The 13,307-nt window shown below is 70.3% G+C and carries 14 protein-coding genes; 10 read left to right on the forward strand and 4 right to left on the reverse strand.

The genetic code is table 11. The features are described 5' to 3' along the window. Nucleotides 1-71: 71 nt before the first annotated feature. Entirely contained in the window at nt 72-524 is a 453-nt protein-coding gene (locus tag PV396_RS29790) for a lamin tail domain-containing protein (RefSeq protein ID WP_319209909.1), read from the reverse strand. 154 nt (nt 525-678) lie between these two features. Between PV396_RS29790 and dxr the strand changes: the two genes are divergently transcribed. From dxr to PV396_RS29820, 6 genes are all read left to right on the forward strand, one after another. Next, nucleotides 679-1,980, forward strand: coding sequence for a 1-deoxy-D-xylulose-5-phosphate reductoisomerase (gene dxr / locus PV396_RS29795; RefSeq protein ID WP_319209910.1), 1,302 nt, complete (start codon nt 679-681; stop codon nt 1,978-1,980). Nucleotides 1,981-1,988: 8 nt separating this feature from the next. Next, nucleotides 1,989-3,281, forward strand: coding sequence for a site-2 protease family protein (locus tag PV396_RS29800; RefSeq protein WP_319209945.1), 1,293 nt, complete (start codon nt 1,989-1,991; stop codon nt 3,279-3,281). Nucleotides 3,282-3,509: 228 nt separating this feature from the next. Then, on the forward strand, nt 3,510-4,667 hold the full coding sequence (gene ispG / locus PV396_RS29805; RefSeq protein ID WP_319209911.1) for a flavodoxin-dependent (E)-4-hydroxy-3-methylbut-2-enyl-diphosphate synthase: 1,158 nt from the start codon (nt 3,510-3,512) through the stop codon (nt 4,665-4,667). 279 nt (nt 4,668-4,946) lie between these two features. After that, nucleotides 4,947-5,801, forward strand: coding sequence for a GNAT family N-acetyltransferase (locus tag PV396_RS29810; protein WP_319209913.1), 855 nt, complete (start codon nt 4,947-4,949; stop codon nt 5,799-5,801). A 97-nt stretch (nt 5,802-5,898) separates the two neighbouring features. Continuing rightward, a complete protein-coding gene (locus PV396_RS29815; RefSeq protein WP_319209915.1) occupies nt 5,899-6,474 on the forward strand; it encodes a GNAT family N-acetyltransferase in 576 nt (191 codons plus the stop codon). Between the two features lie 90 nt (nt 6,475-6,564). Next, the gene (locus PV396_RS29820) at nt 6,565-8,268 is read left to right on the forward strand and encodes a proline--tRNA ligase (protein WP_319209917.1); all 1,704 of its coding nucleotides are present in this window, start codon (nt 6,565-6,567) and stop codon (nt 8,266-8,268) included. Between the two features lie 399 nt (nt 8,269-8,667). Here the strand turns inward: PV396_RS29820 and PV396_RS29825 are convergent, their stop codons facing one another. From PV396_RS29825 to PV396_RS29835, 3 genes are all read right to left on the reverse strand, one after another. Then, entirely contained in the window at nt 8,668-9,582 is a 915-nt protein-coding gene (locus tag PV396_RS29825; protein ID WP_319209919.1) for an aminoglycoside phosphotransferase family protein, read from the reverse strand. Nucleotides 9,583-9,622: 40 nt separating this feature from the next. Next, nucleotides 9,623-10,075, reverse strand: coding sequence for a ferritin-like domain-containing protein (locus PV396_RS29830; RefSeq protein WP_319209947.1), 453 nt, complete (start codon nt 10,073-10,075; stop codon nt 9,623-9,625). 77 nt (nt 10,076-10,152) lie between these two features. Next, nucleotides 10,153-10,722: a hypothetical protein gene (locus PV396_RS29835; protein ID WP_319209921.1), complete on the reverse strand. Its 570-nt coding sequence runs from the start codon at nt 10,720-10,722 to the stop codon at nt 10,153-10,155. 215 nt (nt 10,723-10,937) lie between these two features. Here PV396_RS29835 and rimP point away from each other — a divergent pair, with 215 nt between their 5' ends. The 4 genes from rimP to PV396_RS29855 all read left to right on the forward strand — a co-directional run. Next, on the forward strand, nt 10,938-11,453 hold the full coding sequence (gene rimP / locus PV396_RS29840; protein ID WP_319209923.1) for a ribosome maturation factor RimP: 516 nt from the start codon (nt 10,938-10,940) through the stop codon (nt 11,451-11,453). Between the two features lie 2 nt (nt 11,454-11,455). Then, nucleotides 11,456-12,514 (forward strand): transcription termination factor NusA, encoded by a 1,059-nt coding sequence (gene nusA, locus PV396_RS29845; protein WP_319209925.1) that lies wholly within the window; start codon nt 11,456-11,458, stop codon nt 12,512-12,514. Between the two features lie 101 nt (nt 12,515-12,615). Continuing rightward, nucleotides 12,616-12,894 carry a YlxR family protein gene (locus tag PV396_RS29850; protein ID WP_319209927.1) on the forward strand — a complete coding sequence of 93 codons (279 nt, stop codon included), beginning with the start codon at nt 12,616-12,618 and terminating at the stop codon, nt 12,892-12,894. A 147-nt stretch (nt 12,895-13,041) separates the two neighbouring features. After that, on the forward strand, nt 13,042-13,307 hold a 266-nt coding region (locus tag PV396_RS29855), incomplete at its 3' end, for a translation initiation factor IF-2 N-terminal domain-containing protein (RefSeq protein ID WP_319209929.1).

The raw sequence follows: 13,307 nt of genomic DNA on the forward strand, positions 1-13,307 counted from the left end.
AAGGGGCGCGGGGAACTGCGCGCCAAGCCCCCACTACCGGCAGACAGAAAACTGCCTGCTCAGCGGAGCGCCTAGCACCACTTGTCGCTGGGGTCCCTCGTCGACCACTTGCAGTCGTCGACCTTCGCCCCGTTCGCTCTGGTCAGGATCGCCGTGTCGCTGGTGTTGTTCCAGACGTACGCGCGCCGGTTCTGGAACTTGGACACCGTGGTGTCCCTGCCCTGGCCGGTGTGGATCTTCATGGTCTTGCCCGCGCCGATCTTCAGATTGGCGAAGGTGTACTTGTGGTTGGCGACGTCCTTCAGGATCCAGCCCTTGAGCGATATGGCCGCCGAGCCGGTGTTCTTGATCTCCACCCACTCCCCGTTGAGGGAGGCGTTGGAGCCGGTGTCCGAACCCGGACTGTCGAACCACACGTGCCGGATGACCACACCGCCGGCCGCCTCGGCCGGAGTGCTCAGAACCGCGCCGGTCAGGGCCACGGCGCCCGCGAGAGCGGGCAGGGCAGCGCGTCGAATGCGCATCGAGATCCCCCCAGGATTTCGTCCACGACTGGCCGGGCGTACGCCGACCAGGACAGAAGTGTTATCACATGATCTATGTGTGAGTTCCCCTTATGGCCACTCACCCGAGGGACGCCCTGTCCTCACTGTCGGTGGCTACGGCCACAATGGAGGGATGACCGACAGTCCAGCCCCACTCGCAGACCCGCACCTCGTCTTCGACCCCGTCGCCGAAGGCGGCTCCAGGGACGTGGTGATCCTCGGTTCCACCGGGTCGATCGGCACCCAGGCCATCGACCTCGTGCTGCGCAACCCGGACCGCTTCCGGGTCACCGGGCTCTCCGCCGCGGGCGGTCGGATCGCGCTCCTCGCCGAACAGGCGCACCAGCTGCGCGTACGCACGGTCGCCGTGGCCCGGGAGGACGCCGTACCGGCCCTGCGCGAGGCGCTGACCGCGCGGTACGGCGCCGGGCAGCCGCTCCCCGAGATCCTCGCCGGACCGGACGCGGCCACCCACCTCGCCGCCACCCCCTGCCACACGGTGCTGAACGGCATCACCGGGTCGATCGGCCTCGCCCCCACCCTCGCCGCCCTGGAGGCCGGCCGTACTCTCGCGCTCGCCAACAAGGAGTCGCTCATCGTCGGCGGCCCGCTGGTCAAGGCGCTCGCGAAACCGGGCCAGATCATCCCCGTCGACTCCGAGCACGCGGCCCTGTTCCAGGCGCTGGCGGCCGGCACCCGTGCCGATGTGCGCAAACTCGTCGTCACGGCGTCCGGGGGTCCCTTCCGCGGCCGTACGAAGGCGCAGCTGGCCGATGTGACGGTGGCGGACGCGCTCGCCCACCCCACCTGGGCGATGGGCCCGGTGATCACGATCAACTCCGCGACGCTCGTCAACAAGGGCCTGGAGGTGATCGAGGCACACCTTCTCTACGACATTCCCTTCGACCGCATTGAGGTGGTCGTGCACCCGCAGTCGTATGTCCACTCGATGGTTGAGTTCACGGACGGATCGACACTGGCGCAGGCCACGCCCCCGGACATGCGCGGCCCCATCGCCATCGGCCTGGGCTGGCCGGAGCGGGTCCCCGACGCGGCCCCCACCTTCGACTGGAGCAAGGCGTCGACGTGGGAGTTCTTCCCGCTCGACACGGAGGCCTTCCCGGCGGTCGGCCTCGCCCGGCACGTCGGGCAGCTCGCGGGCACGGCGCCCGCGGTGTTCAATGCGGCGAACGAGGAGTGCGTGGAGGCGTTCCGCGGCGGCGCACTGCCCTTCAACGGAATCATGGAGACCGTGACCAGGGTCGTCGAGGAGCACGGCACACCCCGTACGGGAACTTCCCTGACCGTGGCGGACGTCCTTGAGGCGGAGACCTGGGCACGGACGAGGACCCGGGAACTGACACAGCGGACGAAGACACAGCGAGAGATGACACAGCAAGCGAACGCACAGCAAGCGGCGGAGGCCCGTGCATGACGGCACTGATGATGATCCTCGGCATAGTCGTCTTCGTGATCGGCCTGCTGGTGTCGATCGCCTGGCACGAGCTGGGGCATCTGTCCACGGCGAAGCTGTTCGGTATCCGCGTACCGCAGTACATGGTCGGCTTCGGCCCGACGATCTGGTCCCGCCGGAAGGGCGAGACCGAGTACGGCATCAAGGCGATCCCGTTCGGCGGCTACATCCGCATGATCGGCATGTTCCCGCCGGGCGCGGACGGCCGCATAGAGGCCCGCTCGACCTCCCCCTGGCGCGGCATGATCGAGGACGCGCGCGCCCAGTCCTACGAGGAACTGCTGCCGGGCGACGAGAAGCGCCTGTTCTACACGCGCAAGCCGTGGAAACGCGTCATCGTGATGTTCGCGGGCCCGTTCATGAACCTGATCCTCGCGGTGGGCCTGTTCCTGACCGTCCTCATGGGCTTCGGCGTCTCGCAGCAGACCACCAGCGTCAGCTCGGTCTCCCAGTGCGTGATCGCCCAGAGCGAGGGCCGCGACGACTGCCGCAAGACCGACGCTGCCTCCCCGGCCGCGGCGGCCGGCCTCAAGGCGGGCGACAAGATCCTCTCCTTCGGCGGGGTCCAGGTCGACACCTGGAACAAGCTGTCGGACGAGATCCGCGCCAACCCCGGCAAGGAGGTGGCGATCGTCGTCGAACGCAAGGGCGAGGAGGTCACGCTCCACGCGAAGATCGCCACGAACCAGGTCGCGAAGAAGGACTCCAGCGGCCAGATCGTCCAGGGCAAGTACGTCACGGCCGGCTTCCTCGGCTTCAGCGCGGCCACCGGCATCGTCCGCCAGGACTTCGGTGACTCGCTGACCTGGATGGGCGACCGGATGGGCGAGGCCGTCGACTCCATCGCGAGCCTGCCCGGCAAGATCCCCGCCCTGTGGAACGCCGCCTTCGACGGCGGCGAACGCGCGCCGGACTCCCCGATGGGCGTGGTCGGCGCGGCCCGCGTGGGCGGCGAGATCTTCACCCTGGACATCCCGCCCACCCAGCAACTGGCGATGGCGTTGATGCTGGTGGCGGGCTTCAACCTGTCCCTGTTCCTCTTCAACATGCTCCCGCTGCTGCCCCTCGACGGCGGCCATGTCGCGGGCGCCCTGTGGGAGTCGCTGCGCCGGAACACGGCGAAGGTGCTCAAGCGCCCGGACCCGGGCCCGTTCGACGTGGCGAAGCTGATGCCGGTCGCCTACGTGGTGGCGGGGATCTTCATCTGCTTCACCCTCCTCGTCCTGGTGGCGGACGTGGTGAACCCGGTGCGCATCTCGTAGTCATACGGCGGTCGCGGAGACGTTCGCTGTGGCGTTCACTGTGGCGACAGCGACGGCCGGGCACGGTGGGAGAACCTCACCGCGCCCGGCCGTTCCCATTGCGATCCCCAATGAGTGGGTTTACGTGCGGGATGTGCCCGGGCCTGCGCACGTGCCGTAATCTCGAAGCCTGGAGCCCGCTGTTTCCCGGGACCGGACCTTGAACCACAACTTGGGGTTGCACAGCAGATGACTGCGATTTCTCTCGGCATGCCGTCCGTTCCGACGAAGCTCGCCGAACGCCGCAAGAGCCGACAGATCCAGGTCGGTTCGGTGGCCGTGGGCGGCGACGCCCCGGTGTCGGTGCAGTCGATGACGACGACGCGTACGTCGGACATCGGCGCCACGCTCCAGCAGATCGCCGAACTCACCGCGTCCGGCTGCCAGATCGTCCGCGTCGCCTGCCCCACCCAGGACGACGCGGACGCGCTCGCGACCATCGCGCGCAAGTCGCAGATCCCGGTGATCGCGGACATCCACTTCCAGCCGAAGTACGTGTTCGCCGCGATCGAGGCCGGCTGCGCCGCCGTGCGTGTGAACCCCGGCAACATCAAGCAGTTCGACGACCAGGTCAAGGAGATCGCGCGCGCCGCGAAGGACCACGGCACGCCGATCCGCATCGGCGTCAACGCCGGTTCGCTCGACAAGCGGCTGCTCCAGAAGTACGGCAGGGCCACCCCCGAGGCGCTCGTCGAGTCGGCGCTGTGGGAGGCGTCGCTGTTCGAGGAGCACGACTTCCGGGACATCAAGATCTCGGTCAAGCACAACGACCCGGTGATCATGGTCAACGCCTACCGGCAGCTCGCGGAGGCCTGCGACTACCCGCTCCACCTGGGTGTTACCGAGGCCGGTCCCGCCTTCCAGGGCACGATCAAGTCGGCGGTCGCCTTCGGCGCGCTGCTCAGCGAGGGAATCGGCGACACGATCCGCGTCTCCCTGTCCGCGCCGCCGGTCGAGGAGATCAAGGTCGGCAACCAGATCCTGGAGTCGCTGAACCTCCGCCAGCGCGGCCTGGAGATCGTCTCCTGCCCGTCCTGCGGCCGAGCCCAGGTCGACGTCTACAAGCTGGCCGAGGAGGTCACGGCGGGCCTCGAGGGCATGGAGGTCCCGCTGCGCGTCGCGGTCATGGGCTGCGTGGTGAACGGCCCCGGCGAGGCGCGGGAGGCGGACCTCGGCGTCGCCTCCGGCAACGGCAAGGGGCAGATCTTCGTGAAGGGCGAGGTCATCAAGACCGTCCCCGAGTCGAAGATCGTGGAGACCCTGATCGAGGAGGCCCTGAAGATCGCCGAGCAGATGGAGGCGGACGGTATCGCTTCCGGCGAGCCGTCGGTGTCGGTGGCCGGCTGATCTCGCCCCCGCCGCCCCTACCCGTTCCCATCCTCGGGGGCTCCGCCCCCGAACCCCCGCTCCTCAAACGCCGGAGAGGCTGACCAACCAGCCCGTCCGGCGTTTGAGGACAAGGCCCGTTCAGGGCCGTAGCGGGGTCTGGGGGCGCAGCCCCCAGGGGACGGCAAGCCAAGCCCACGGTCACTCACAAGCAAGCGGCATCACCCACAGGACGACGCCGCCAAGCTTCCGCAGGTACAGTGCGGAGATCTAGCAGACCGCATTGGTGAGGCCCCGCACGTGTTGACGCAGACCACCTCCCGGGTGCTCGAACCCGGCGACCTGGACGCCGCGCTCGCCGTCCTCGGCCGCGAGCCGGTCGCGAACGCCTTCGTGACCTCCCGTGTCCAGGTAGCCGGCCTCGACCCGTGGCGCCTCGGCGGCGAGATGTGGGGCTGGTACGAGGACGGCATGCTCACGAGCCTCTGCTACGCGGGCGCCAACCTCGTCCCGATCTGCGCCACCCCCCGAGCCGTACGCGCCTTCGCCGACCGCGCAAGGCGAGCCGGCCGCCGCTGCTCCTCCATCGTCGGCCCTGCCGAAGCCACCACCCAGCTGTGGCGGCTGCTCGAACCGAGCTGGGGCCCCGCCCGCGAAGTCCGCCGCCACCAGCCCCTGATGGTCACCGACCGGCTCCCAGACCCCGCCCTCGTCGCCCCGGATCCGTACGTCCGCCGCATTCGCAAGGACGAGATGGAGACGATCATGCCCGCGTGCGTGGCGATGTTCACCGAGGAGGTCGGAATCTCGCCACTCGCCGGTGACGGCGGCCTCCTCTATCAGGCCAGGGTCGCCGAACTGGTCGGCTCCGGCCGCTCCTTCGCCCGCCTCGACGAGCACGGCAAGGTCGCCTTCAAGGCCGAGATCGGCGCCGCGACCTCGCAGGCCTGCCAGATCCAGGGGGTCTGGGTGGCCCCCGAGTACCGGGGCCTGGGCCTCGCCGCCCCCGGCATGGCCGCCGTACTGCGCTACGCCCTCGCGGACGTGGCCCCGGTGGTCAGCCTGTATGTGAACGACTTCAACACCCCCGCCCGCCGGACGTATCTGAGGGTGGGCTTCCAGGAGGTAGGCGCGTTCATGAGCGTCCTGTTCTGAAACGGCCACCGTGGTCCGGGCGTTCCCGGGGGCGAGGCTCAGCCACATCCACCCCGCCCCCGCCGAACGGCCTCCGCACCCCCTGTAGTCTCCCGACATGCCGCGCTTCCCCGGTCAGGGCCACCGTCACCCCCACCGCCACGACGTGGTCGTCGGCCCCCTCGACCTCGCCGCCCGGGTCGACGAGGCGCTGGCCGTCCAGGCGGTGGCGTTCGGGCTCGGCGCCGACGAGGTCGCCGTACGCAGGCAGATCGTTCTGCGGCACATGACCTATCCCGGTGCCCGCGCGCTCGGCGCGACCACCCCGGAGGGGCGGCTGGCCGGGTTCGTCTACGGCATGCCCAACGACCGTACGCACTGGTGGTCCACCGTGGTCGAGCCGTATCTGCGCAGGCAGGGCCACGACGCGTGGCTCGACGACTCCTTCGTGATCACCGAACTGCACGTCCACCCGACCTACCAGAACATCGGCGTCGGCCGCGCCCTCATCACCACCATCACCGACGGCGCCGCCGAACCTCGCTCGATCCTCTCCGCGATCGACTCCGACAGCCCGGCCCGCGGCCTCTACCACTCCCTCGGCTACGAGGACCTGGCCCGCCAGGTGCTCTTCCCCAGCGCCCCGAAGCCGTACGCCGTGATGGGCGCCCCCCTGCCGTTGCGCCGTCGCTGAGGGGTGTCCCCGCGGATAACCGATTTCCACCGCCCCGCACCCCCCGGCTAACCTCCTGCCATCACCCTTACGCAGCAGGAGTCGAGAATCATGGCCCAGGCCCAGGTCCAGCGCATGTCCCGTTTGATGGTCAAGACACTGCGTGACGACCCGGCCGACGCCGAGGTGCTCAGCCACAAGCTGCTGGTCAGGGCCGGTTATGTACGCCGTACCGCCGCCGGTCTGTGGTCCTGGCTGCCGCTCGGCAAGAAGGTTCTGGCCAACGTCGAGCGCGTCGTCCGCGAGGAGATGGACGCCATCGGCGCCCAGGAGGTCACGCTGCCCGCCCTCCTGCCGAGGGAGCCCTACGAGGCGACCGGCCGCTGGCAGGAGTACGGCCCCGAGCTGTTCCGTCTCAACGACCGCAAGGGCGGCGACTACCTCCTCGGCCCGACCCACGAGGAGATCTTCACCCTTCTGGTCAAGGACCAGTGCACGTCCTACAAGGACCTGCCCGTGATCCTCTACCAGATCCAGAACAAGTACCGCGACGAGGCCCGCCCGCGGGCCGGCATCCTGCGCGGCCGCGAGTTCCTGATGAAGGACTCCTACTCCTTCGACCTGGAGGACGAGGGCCTGGCCCAGTCGTACGCCCTGCACCGCGAGGCGTACCAGAAGATCTTCGCCCGTCTCGGCCTCGACTACCGCATCTGCGCTGCCACCGCCGGCGCGATGGGCGGCTCCAAGTCCGAGGAGTTCCTCGCCCCGGCCGCGGCGGGCGAGGACACCTTCGCCGACTGCCCCAACTGCGACTACGCGGCCAACACCGAGGCGATCACGTACGCGCTCCAGCCGGTCGACGGTTCGGCCGTCCCCGCCCTCGAAGAGATCCCCACCCCCGAGACCCCGACCATCGAGACGCTCGCCGCGTACCTGGACGTGGCCGCCTCCGCCACGCTCAAGAACCTCCTGATCAAGGTGGACGGCGAGATCGTCGCGATCGGCGTCCCCGGCGACCGTGAGGTCGACCTGGACAAGGTCGAGGCCCACTTCGCGCCCGCCGCCGTGGAACTCGTCACCGCCGAGGACTTCACGGGCCGCGACGACCTCGTACGGGGTTACGTGGGCCCGCAGGGCCTGGAGAAGGTCCGCTACTTCGCCGACCCGCGCGTCGCGCCCGGCACCGCCTGGATCACCGGCGCCAACAAGGACGGCCTGCACGCGAAGAACGTCGTCGTCGGCCGTGACTTCGAGGTCGACGAGTACATCGACTCCGTCGTGGTCCAGGAAGGCGACCCCTGCCCGGTCTGCGGCACCGGCCTCAAGCTGGACCGCGCCATCGAGATCGGCCACATCTTCCAGCTCGGCCGCAAGTACGCCGACGCCCTCAGCCTCGACGTCCTCGGCCAGCAGGGCAAGCCCGTCCGCGTGACCATGGGCTCGTACGGCATCGGCGTCTCCCGCGCGGTCGCGGCCCTCGCCGAGCAGCACGCCGACGAGCAGGGCCTGTGCTGGCCCAAGGAGATCGCCCCGGCCGACGTCCACGTGGTCGCCGCCGGCAAGGCCCTCCAGACCGAGCTGGCCCTCGAGGTCTCCGACAAGCTGGCCGCGGCAGGCGCCCGCGTCCTGGTCGACGACCGCGCCGGCGTCTCCCCGGGCGTCAAGTTCACGGACGCGGAGCTGATCGGCGTACCGAAGATCCTGGTGGCAGGCCGCCGTTCAGCCGAGAACATCCTCGAACTGAAGGACCGCCGAACGGGCGAACGCGAGGAACTGACGGTAGAGGAAGCGATCACCAGGCTGACCACCACCTGATCCCCCATCTCCCAGGCCGTCCCCCCAACGGCCTGGGACCACGTCCTAACCGCTGGAGCCACCCCACCCAGGGGCGCGAGGAACTGCGCGACAACCCCCCACCGGCCTGCACCCGAGAACGCACCGCTCCACCACCAGGGGCGCGGGGAACTGCGCGACAACCCCCCACCGGCCTGCACCCGAGAACGCACCGCTCCACCACCAGGGGCGCGGGGAACTGCGCGACAAGCCCCCACCGGCCTGCACTCGAGAACGCACCGCTCCACCATCAGGGGCGCGAGGAACTGCGCGACAACCCCCCACAGCCCCGCACCCGAGAACGCACCGCTCCACCACCAGGGGCGCGGGGAACTGCGCGACAACCCCCCACCCACCCGCACCCGAAACCGCACCGAATACTCAAAGCCACCCAGCGAACTCCAACAACAGCTCCGCATCCCGCACCCGCCCCACGCGAAGCGCCCGCACCCCCGACTCCACCGCCCGGAACAACGTCCACCCCCGCAACCGCTCCTGATCCACATCCAGCGACTCGGCCAGCCGCCTCACCCGCCGCCGAGTGATCGCCGCCCCCGACGGCGACGCGATCAGATCCTCCACCCGGTCCCGAACCAGCCGCGCCAAATCGAACGCGCACTCACCGACCACCGGATCCGGCCCCACCGCCAGCCACGGCACCCGCTCCGCCGCCAGCACCTTGCTCTGCCGGAACGTCCCGTGCAGCAACCGCGCCTCAGGCGGCGCCACCAGCAACTCCGCTCGCGCCGCGAGCGCAGCCCCGACCAGCGACTCCACCTGCGCGTCCACACCCGCGCTCGCCGACATCGCCTCGGCCTGCCGCCCGGTCCGCGCGGCCACCGTCTCGAACACCGCCGCCGAGCCCGCCGGAGGCTCGACCCACAGCCGCCGCAGCGTCCCCGCCGCCTCGAGCAGCGCCTTCGCCTCGGGCAGCGACCGCACCGACACATCCGGGTGCAGCCGTTCGAGCAGCAGCACACCCTCGTCACTGGAACCGGCGGACGGCTCCAGCAACTGCACCGCGCCCGCCCCGCCCCAGTGCGCCAGCGCGGCCCGCTCGCTCTCCGGCCGGGCCCGGCGTGGCGCGAGCTTCAGGACGGCGGGCGTGCCGTCAGCCCGTCGCACGAGCACGACCAGACTGCTGCGACCGCCCGGAAGCTGTACCCGCTCCACGCTCAACACGCGTAGATCCACGGCCTGTTGGGCCACCACGGGCAGCCGCGCCAGCCAGTCGTCACCGTCCGGTACCGTCTCGCCGAGCGCCCTCACCAGACGGGGCGGCGGTTCGAAAGCCATGCGCGAGTCGTTCCTTCCGGTGCGCGGTACGCGGTACGGGCTACGCCGTGGGTGTCGCCGACGCCGTGCCCGGTGCCGACGCGGCGCCGGCCCGCTCGGCGAGACCAGGGAAGGGTACGCTCCCGCCCCGCCAGCGCACCGCCCGCACCGCGGCCTCCCGCAGTCCCTCGGCACCCGTCCGGCGCCGCTCGCCCCCGGTCGCCCGGACCAGGTCGGAGTACACCCCGGCGACCCGCTCCTCGAGCTCGGCGGCGAGACGGACGGCGGCGTCGGAGTCCGACACGGAAAACGGCAGCGCGTACCCGGCCGCCGCCGCGACCGGCGTACCCCCGAGGGCCCGCACCGCACGCGCCAGCTCGTCGCGCCGGGCCCGATGGGCGTCGTACGCGGCCCGTGCCTCGCCCCGGCGGTCCTCGCCGATCAGCCCGCCGACGACCCCGTACCCGTACACCGCCGCGTGCTCGGCACCCAAGGCGGCCTGGAGGGCGGTCAGTTCACCGGCGTCCTTCTCCGCCTTCCGTGTCTCCTGCGCTCTCTGTGCCTTCTGCGCCTTCTGCGAACTCGCCCCGCTCACTTCACGCCCTCCGTCAGCAGATACACATGCGCGGCCCCGGCAGCCGCCACCGAGGCCAGCAGCCGCGCCAGCTCTCCGGGTACGTCGAGCAGCGCCTTCGTACGCCGGTCCACGAGCGTCCGTTCGGCGGCGGCGAGCCCGGCGAGGGCGTCCCGCTCGCTCGTCGGAGCCGCGGCAGCGGCAACGGAAGCGGAAGCCGAAACGGCAGCCGTGGGTGACGCGGACGGCGACGCCGGCGAGGGCGTGGGCGTCTGCGTCAGCCTGGCGCCCCCGAGCACCCCCGCGTGGCGTACGACCTCCGCCCGCAGCTCCGACAGCCGCTCCGCCAGCACCGGGAACGCGGCGATCGCAGTGTCGTACTGCCGTACGAGACCCGCGCTGTCCTGCGCCGCACGCGCGCGTGTGCGTTCGGCGACCGACGGACTGCCGGCGCTCGTGGCACTCGTGTCGGGCTCGGCGGAGCAGCCCACGAGGAGGGCGGCGCCCGCGGCCGAGGCGAGCAGGGTCCTTCGGCGCGGACCAGGAGAGGTTCCCGGCGGGGTGTGCGACGGCGGGGGGAACGGCACGGCAGACGTCCTCGCAGGGCTCGTACGAACGGAACACCAGGGATGGGCGGCACGCCCGTGATCACCGTACCCGCGCCCCGACCCACCACCCGCCACCGGCGCAGCCGGGCGAAGGCCGGTGTTCCCGTGGACGGCAACACCCTCTGGGACCGGATACCCTTTGACCTGACACACGACCTACCCACAACAGCACACGCGGCCGAGGAGTCACCCGGATGAGCACCACCCAGAGCGAGAGGCTTCGAGAGCTCCTGGAGCCGCTCGTCAGCTCGCAGGGTCTCGATCTCGAAGAGATCGCAGTGGAGTCCGTCGGGCGCAAGAGAGTGCTGAGGGTCGTCGTCGATTCCGACGACGGGGCCGATCTGGACGCGATCGCCGATGTGAGCCGCGCGCTCTCGGCGAAGCTCGACGAGACCGACGCGATGGGCGCGGGGGAGTACACCCTGGAGGTCGGCACCCCCGGCGCCGAGCGCGCGCTCACCGAGCACCGGCACTACGTACGTGCCGTGGACCGGCTGGTGCGGTTCCAGCTCACCGAGGGCGGCGGCGAAGTGGTCGCCCGGATCCTGACCGTGGACGACGCGGGCGTGGACCTCGAAGTGCCGGGCGTGAAGGGCCGCAAGGCCACCGCTCGCAGGCTCGCCTTCGACGACATCGACAAGGCCCGCGTCCAGGTCGAGTTCAACCGCAAGGGCAAGCAGGAAGACATGACGGAAGAGGAGGAGGCGTAGCCGTGGACATCGACATGAGTGCCCTGCGGGGTTTGGTGCGGGAGAAGGAGATCTCCTTCGACCTGCTGGTCGAAGCGATCGAGTCGGCCCTCCTCATCGCCTACCACCGCACCGAGGGAAGCCGCCGCCACGCGCGCGTGAAGCTCGACCGGGAGACCGGTCATGTGACCGTGTGGGCGAAGGAGGACCCCCAGGAGCTGGAGGAGGGGCAGGAGGCACGGGAGTTCGACGACACTCCGTCGGACTTCGGCCGGATCGCCGCCACCACCGCCAAGCAGGTCATCCTGCAGCGCCTGCGCGACGCCGAGGACGACGCGACGCTCGGCGAGTACGCCGGCCGCGAGGGCGACATCGTCACCGGTGTCGTCCAGCAGGGCCGCGACCCGAAGAACGTGCTGGTCGACATCGGCAAGCTGGAGGCCATCCTGCCGGTGCAGGAGCAGGTCCCCGGCGAGACCTACACGCACGGGCTGCGACTGCGCTCGTACGTCGTACGAGTGGCGAAGGGCGTGCGCGGCCCGTCCGTCACCCTCTCGCGCACGCACCCCAACCTCGTGAAGAAGCTCTTCGCGCTGGAGGTGCCCGAGATCGCGGACGGTTCCGTCGAGATCACGGCCATCGCGCGTGAGGCCGGTCACCGCACGAAGATCGCCGTACGGTCGACGCGCAGCGGCCTGAACGCCAAGGGGGCCTGCATCGGTCCCATGGGCAGCCGGGTGCGCAGCGTCATGGCCGAGCTGAACGGCGAGAAGATCGACATCGTCGACTGGTCGGACGACCCGGCCGACATGGTGGCGAACGCGCTGTCACCTGCCCGGGTCAACAAGGTGGAGGTCGTCGACCTCGCGGCCCGCTCCGCGCGCGTGACGGTCCCCGACTACCAGCTGTCGCTGGCGATCGGCAAGGAAGGCCAGAACGCCCGGCTCGCGGCCAGGCTCACCGGCTGGCGGATCGACATCCGTCCGGACACCGAGCAGCCGTCCGATCAGCAGTCCGACAGGCAGCCCGAAAGGGCTGATGAGAGGGCTGCCGAGAGGCCTGGCGGACGGTCCCGGGACTAGCGGGGGAATAGATCCAAGCCGTAGGTGGCTGAGATCACGACAACAACCGTTCGATTCTTGCCTCAAATGGGTGAGGTCGCTGCGGGGAGGTAGACTTAGGAGTGTCTGGCCGGACGCGTGCCCGCGTATGCCCTGAACGCACCTGTGTGGGGTGTCGGGAGCGAGCGGCCAAGAAGGATCTGCTGCGCATCGTGGCGGTCGAGGGTGAATGCGTCCCCGATCATCGCGGTACGCTGCCCGGCCGGGGTGCGTACGTGCACCCCGCCGTGGTCTGTCTCGACCTGGCGGTACGCCGCCGGGCGTTCCCACGGGCACTGCGTGCCCCGGGAGTGCTCGACACCGTGGCGTTGCGCCAGTACGTCGAGCAGGCAACACCGTAGGACGCGTCGCGCGGAACCCCGTGCGGCTCTGGTACCCCCGCGAGTTGGAAGTAGGTCGAGATTGCGATGAGCACTCGATGAGCACGCGATGAGTACGCCCATGAAGTAGCGACGGTCCGGCCGCAACCCGGACCTAAAAGGAGCGAAGTGGCTAAGGTCCGGGTATACGAACTCGCCAAGGAGTTCGGGGTGGAGAGCAAGGCCGTCATGGCCAAGCTCCAGGAACTCGGTGAATTCGTCCGATCGGCATCCTCGACGATCGAGGCGCCCGTAGTACGCAAGTTGACAGACGCCTTCCAGGGTGGCAGCAGCGCCAAGCCCGGCGCCCCGCGCAAGCCTGCCCCCAAGCCCGGCGCGCCCTCCCCGGCGCAGTCGGCCCGTCCGGCTGCCCCGCGGCCGCCGGCCCCCAAGCC

Origin of the sequence: Streptomyces sp. ME02-8801-2C (assembly GCF_033793965.1) — a bacterium.
Classification (GTDB): Bacteria; Actinomycetota; Actinomycetes; order Streptomycetales; family Streptomycetaceae; genus Streptomyces.

What these genes read in the sequence shown, in the direction of transcription:
- PV396_RS29790 (WP_319209909.1), bottom strand. Translation starts at nt 524, where the DNA reads ATGCGCATTCGACGCGCTGCCCTGCCCGCTCTCGCGGGCGCCGTGGCC.
- dxr (WP_319209910.1), top strand. Translation starts at nt 679, where the DNA reads ATGACCGACAGTCCAGCCCCACTCGCAGACCCGCACCTCGTCTTCGAC.
- PV396_RS29800 (WP_319209945.1), top strand. Translation starts at nt 1,989, where the DNA reads ATGATGATCCTCGGCATAGTCGTCTTCGTGATCGGCCTGCTGGTGTCG.
- ispG (WP_319209911.1), top strand. Translation starts at nt 3,510, where the DNA reads ATGACTGCGATTTCTCTCGGCATGCCGTCCGTTCCGACGAAGCTCGCC.
- PV396_RS29815 (WP_319209915.1), top strand. Translation starts at nt 5,899, where the DNA reads ATGCCGCGCTTCCCCGGTCAGGGCCACCGTCACCCCCACCGCCACGAC.
- PV396_RS29820 (WP_319209917.1), top strand. Translation starts at nt 6,565, where the DNA reads ATGGCCCAGGCCCAGGTCCAGCGCATGTCCCGTTTGATGGTCAAGACA.
- PV396_RS29825 (WP_319209919.1), bottom strand. Translation starts at nt 9,582, where the DNA reads ATGGCTTTCGAACCGCCGCCCCGTCTGGTGAGGGCGCTCGGCGAGACG.
- rimP (WP_319209923.1), top strand. Translation starts at nt 10,938, where the DNA reads ATGAGCACCACCCAGAGCGAGAGGCTTCGAGAGCTCCTGGAGCCGCTC.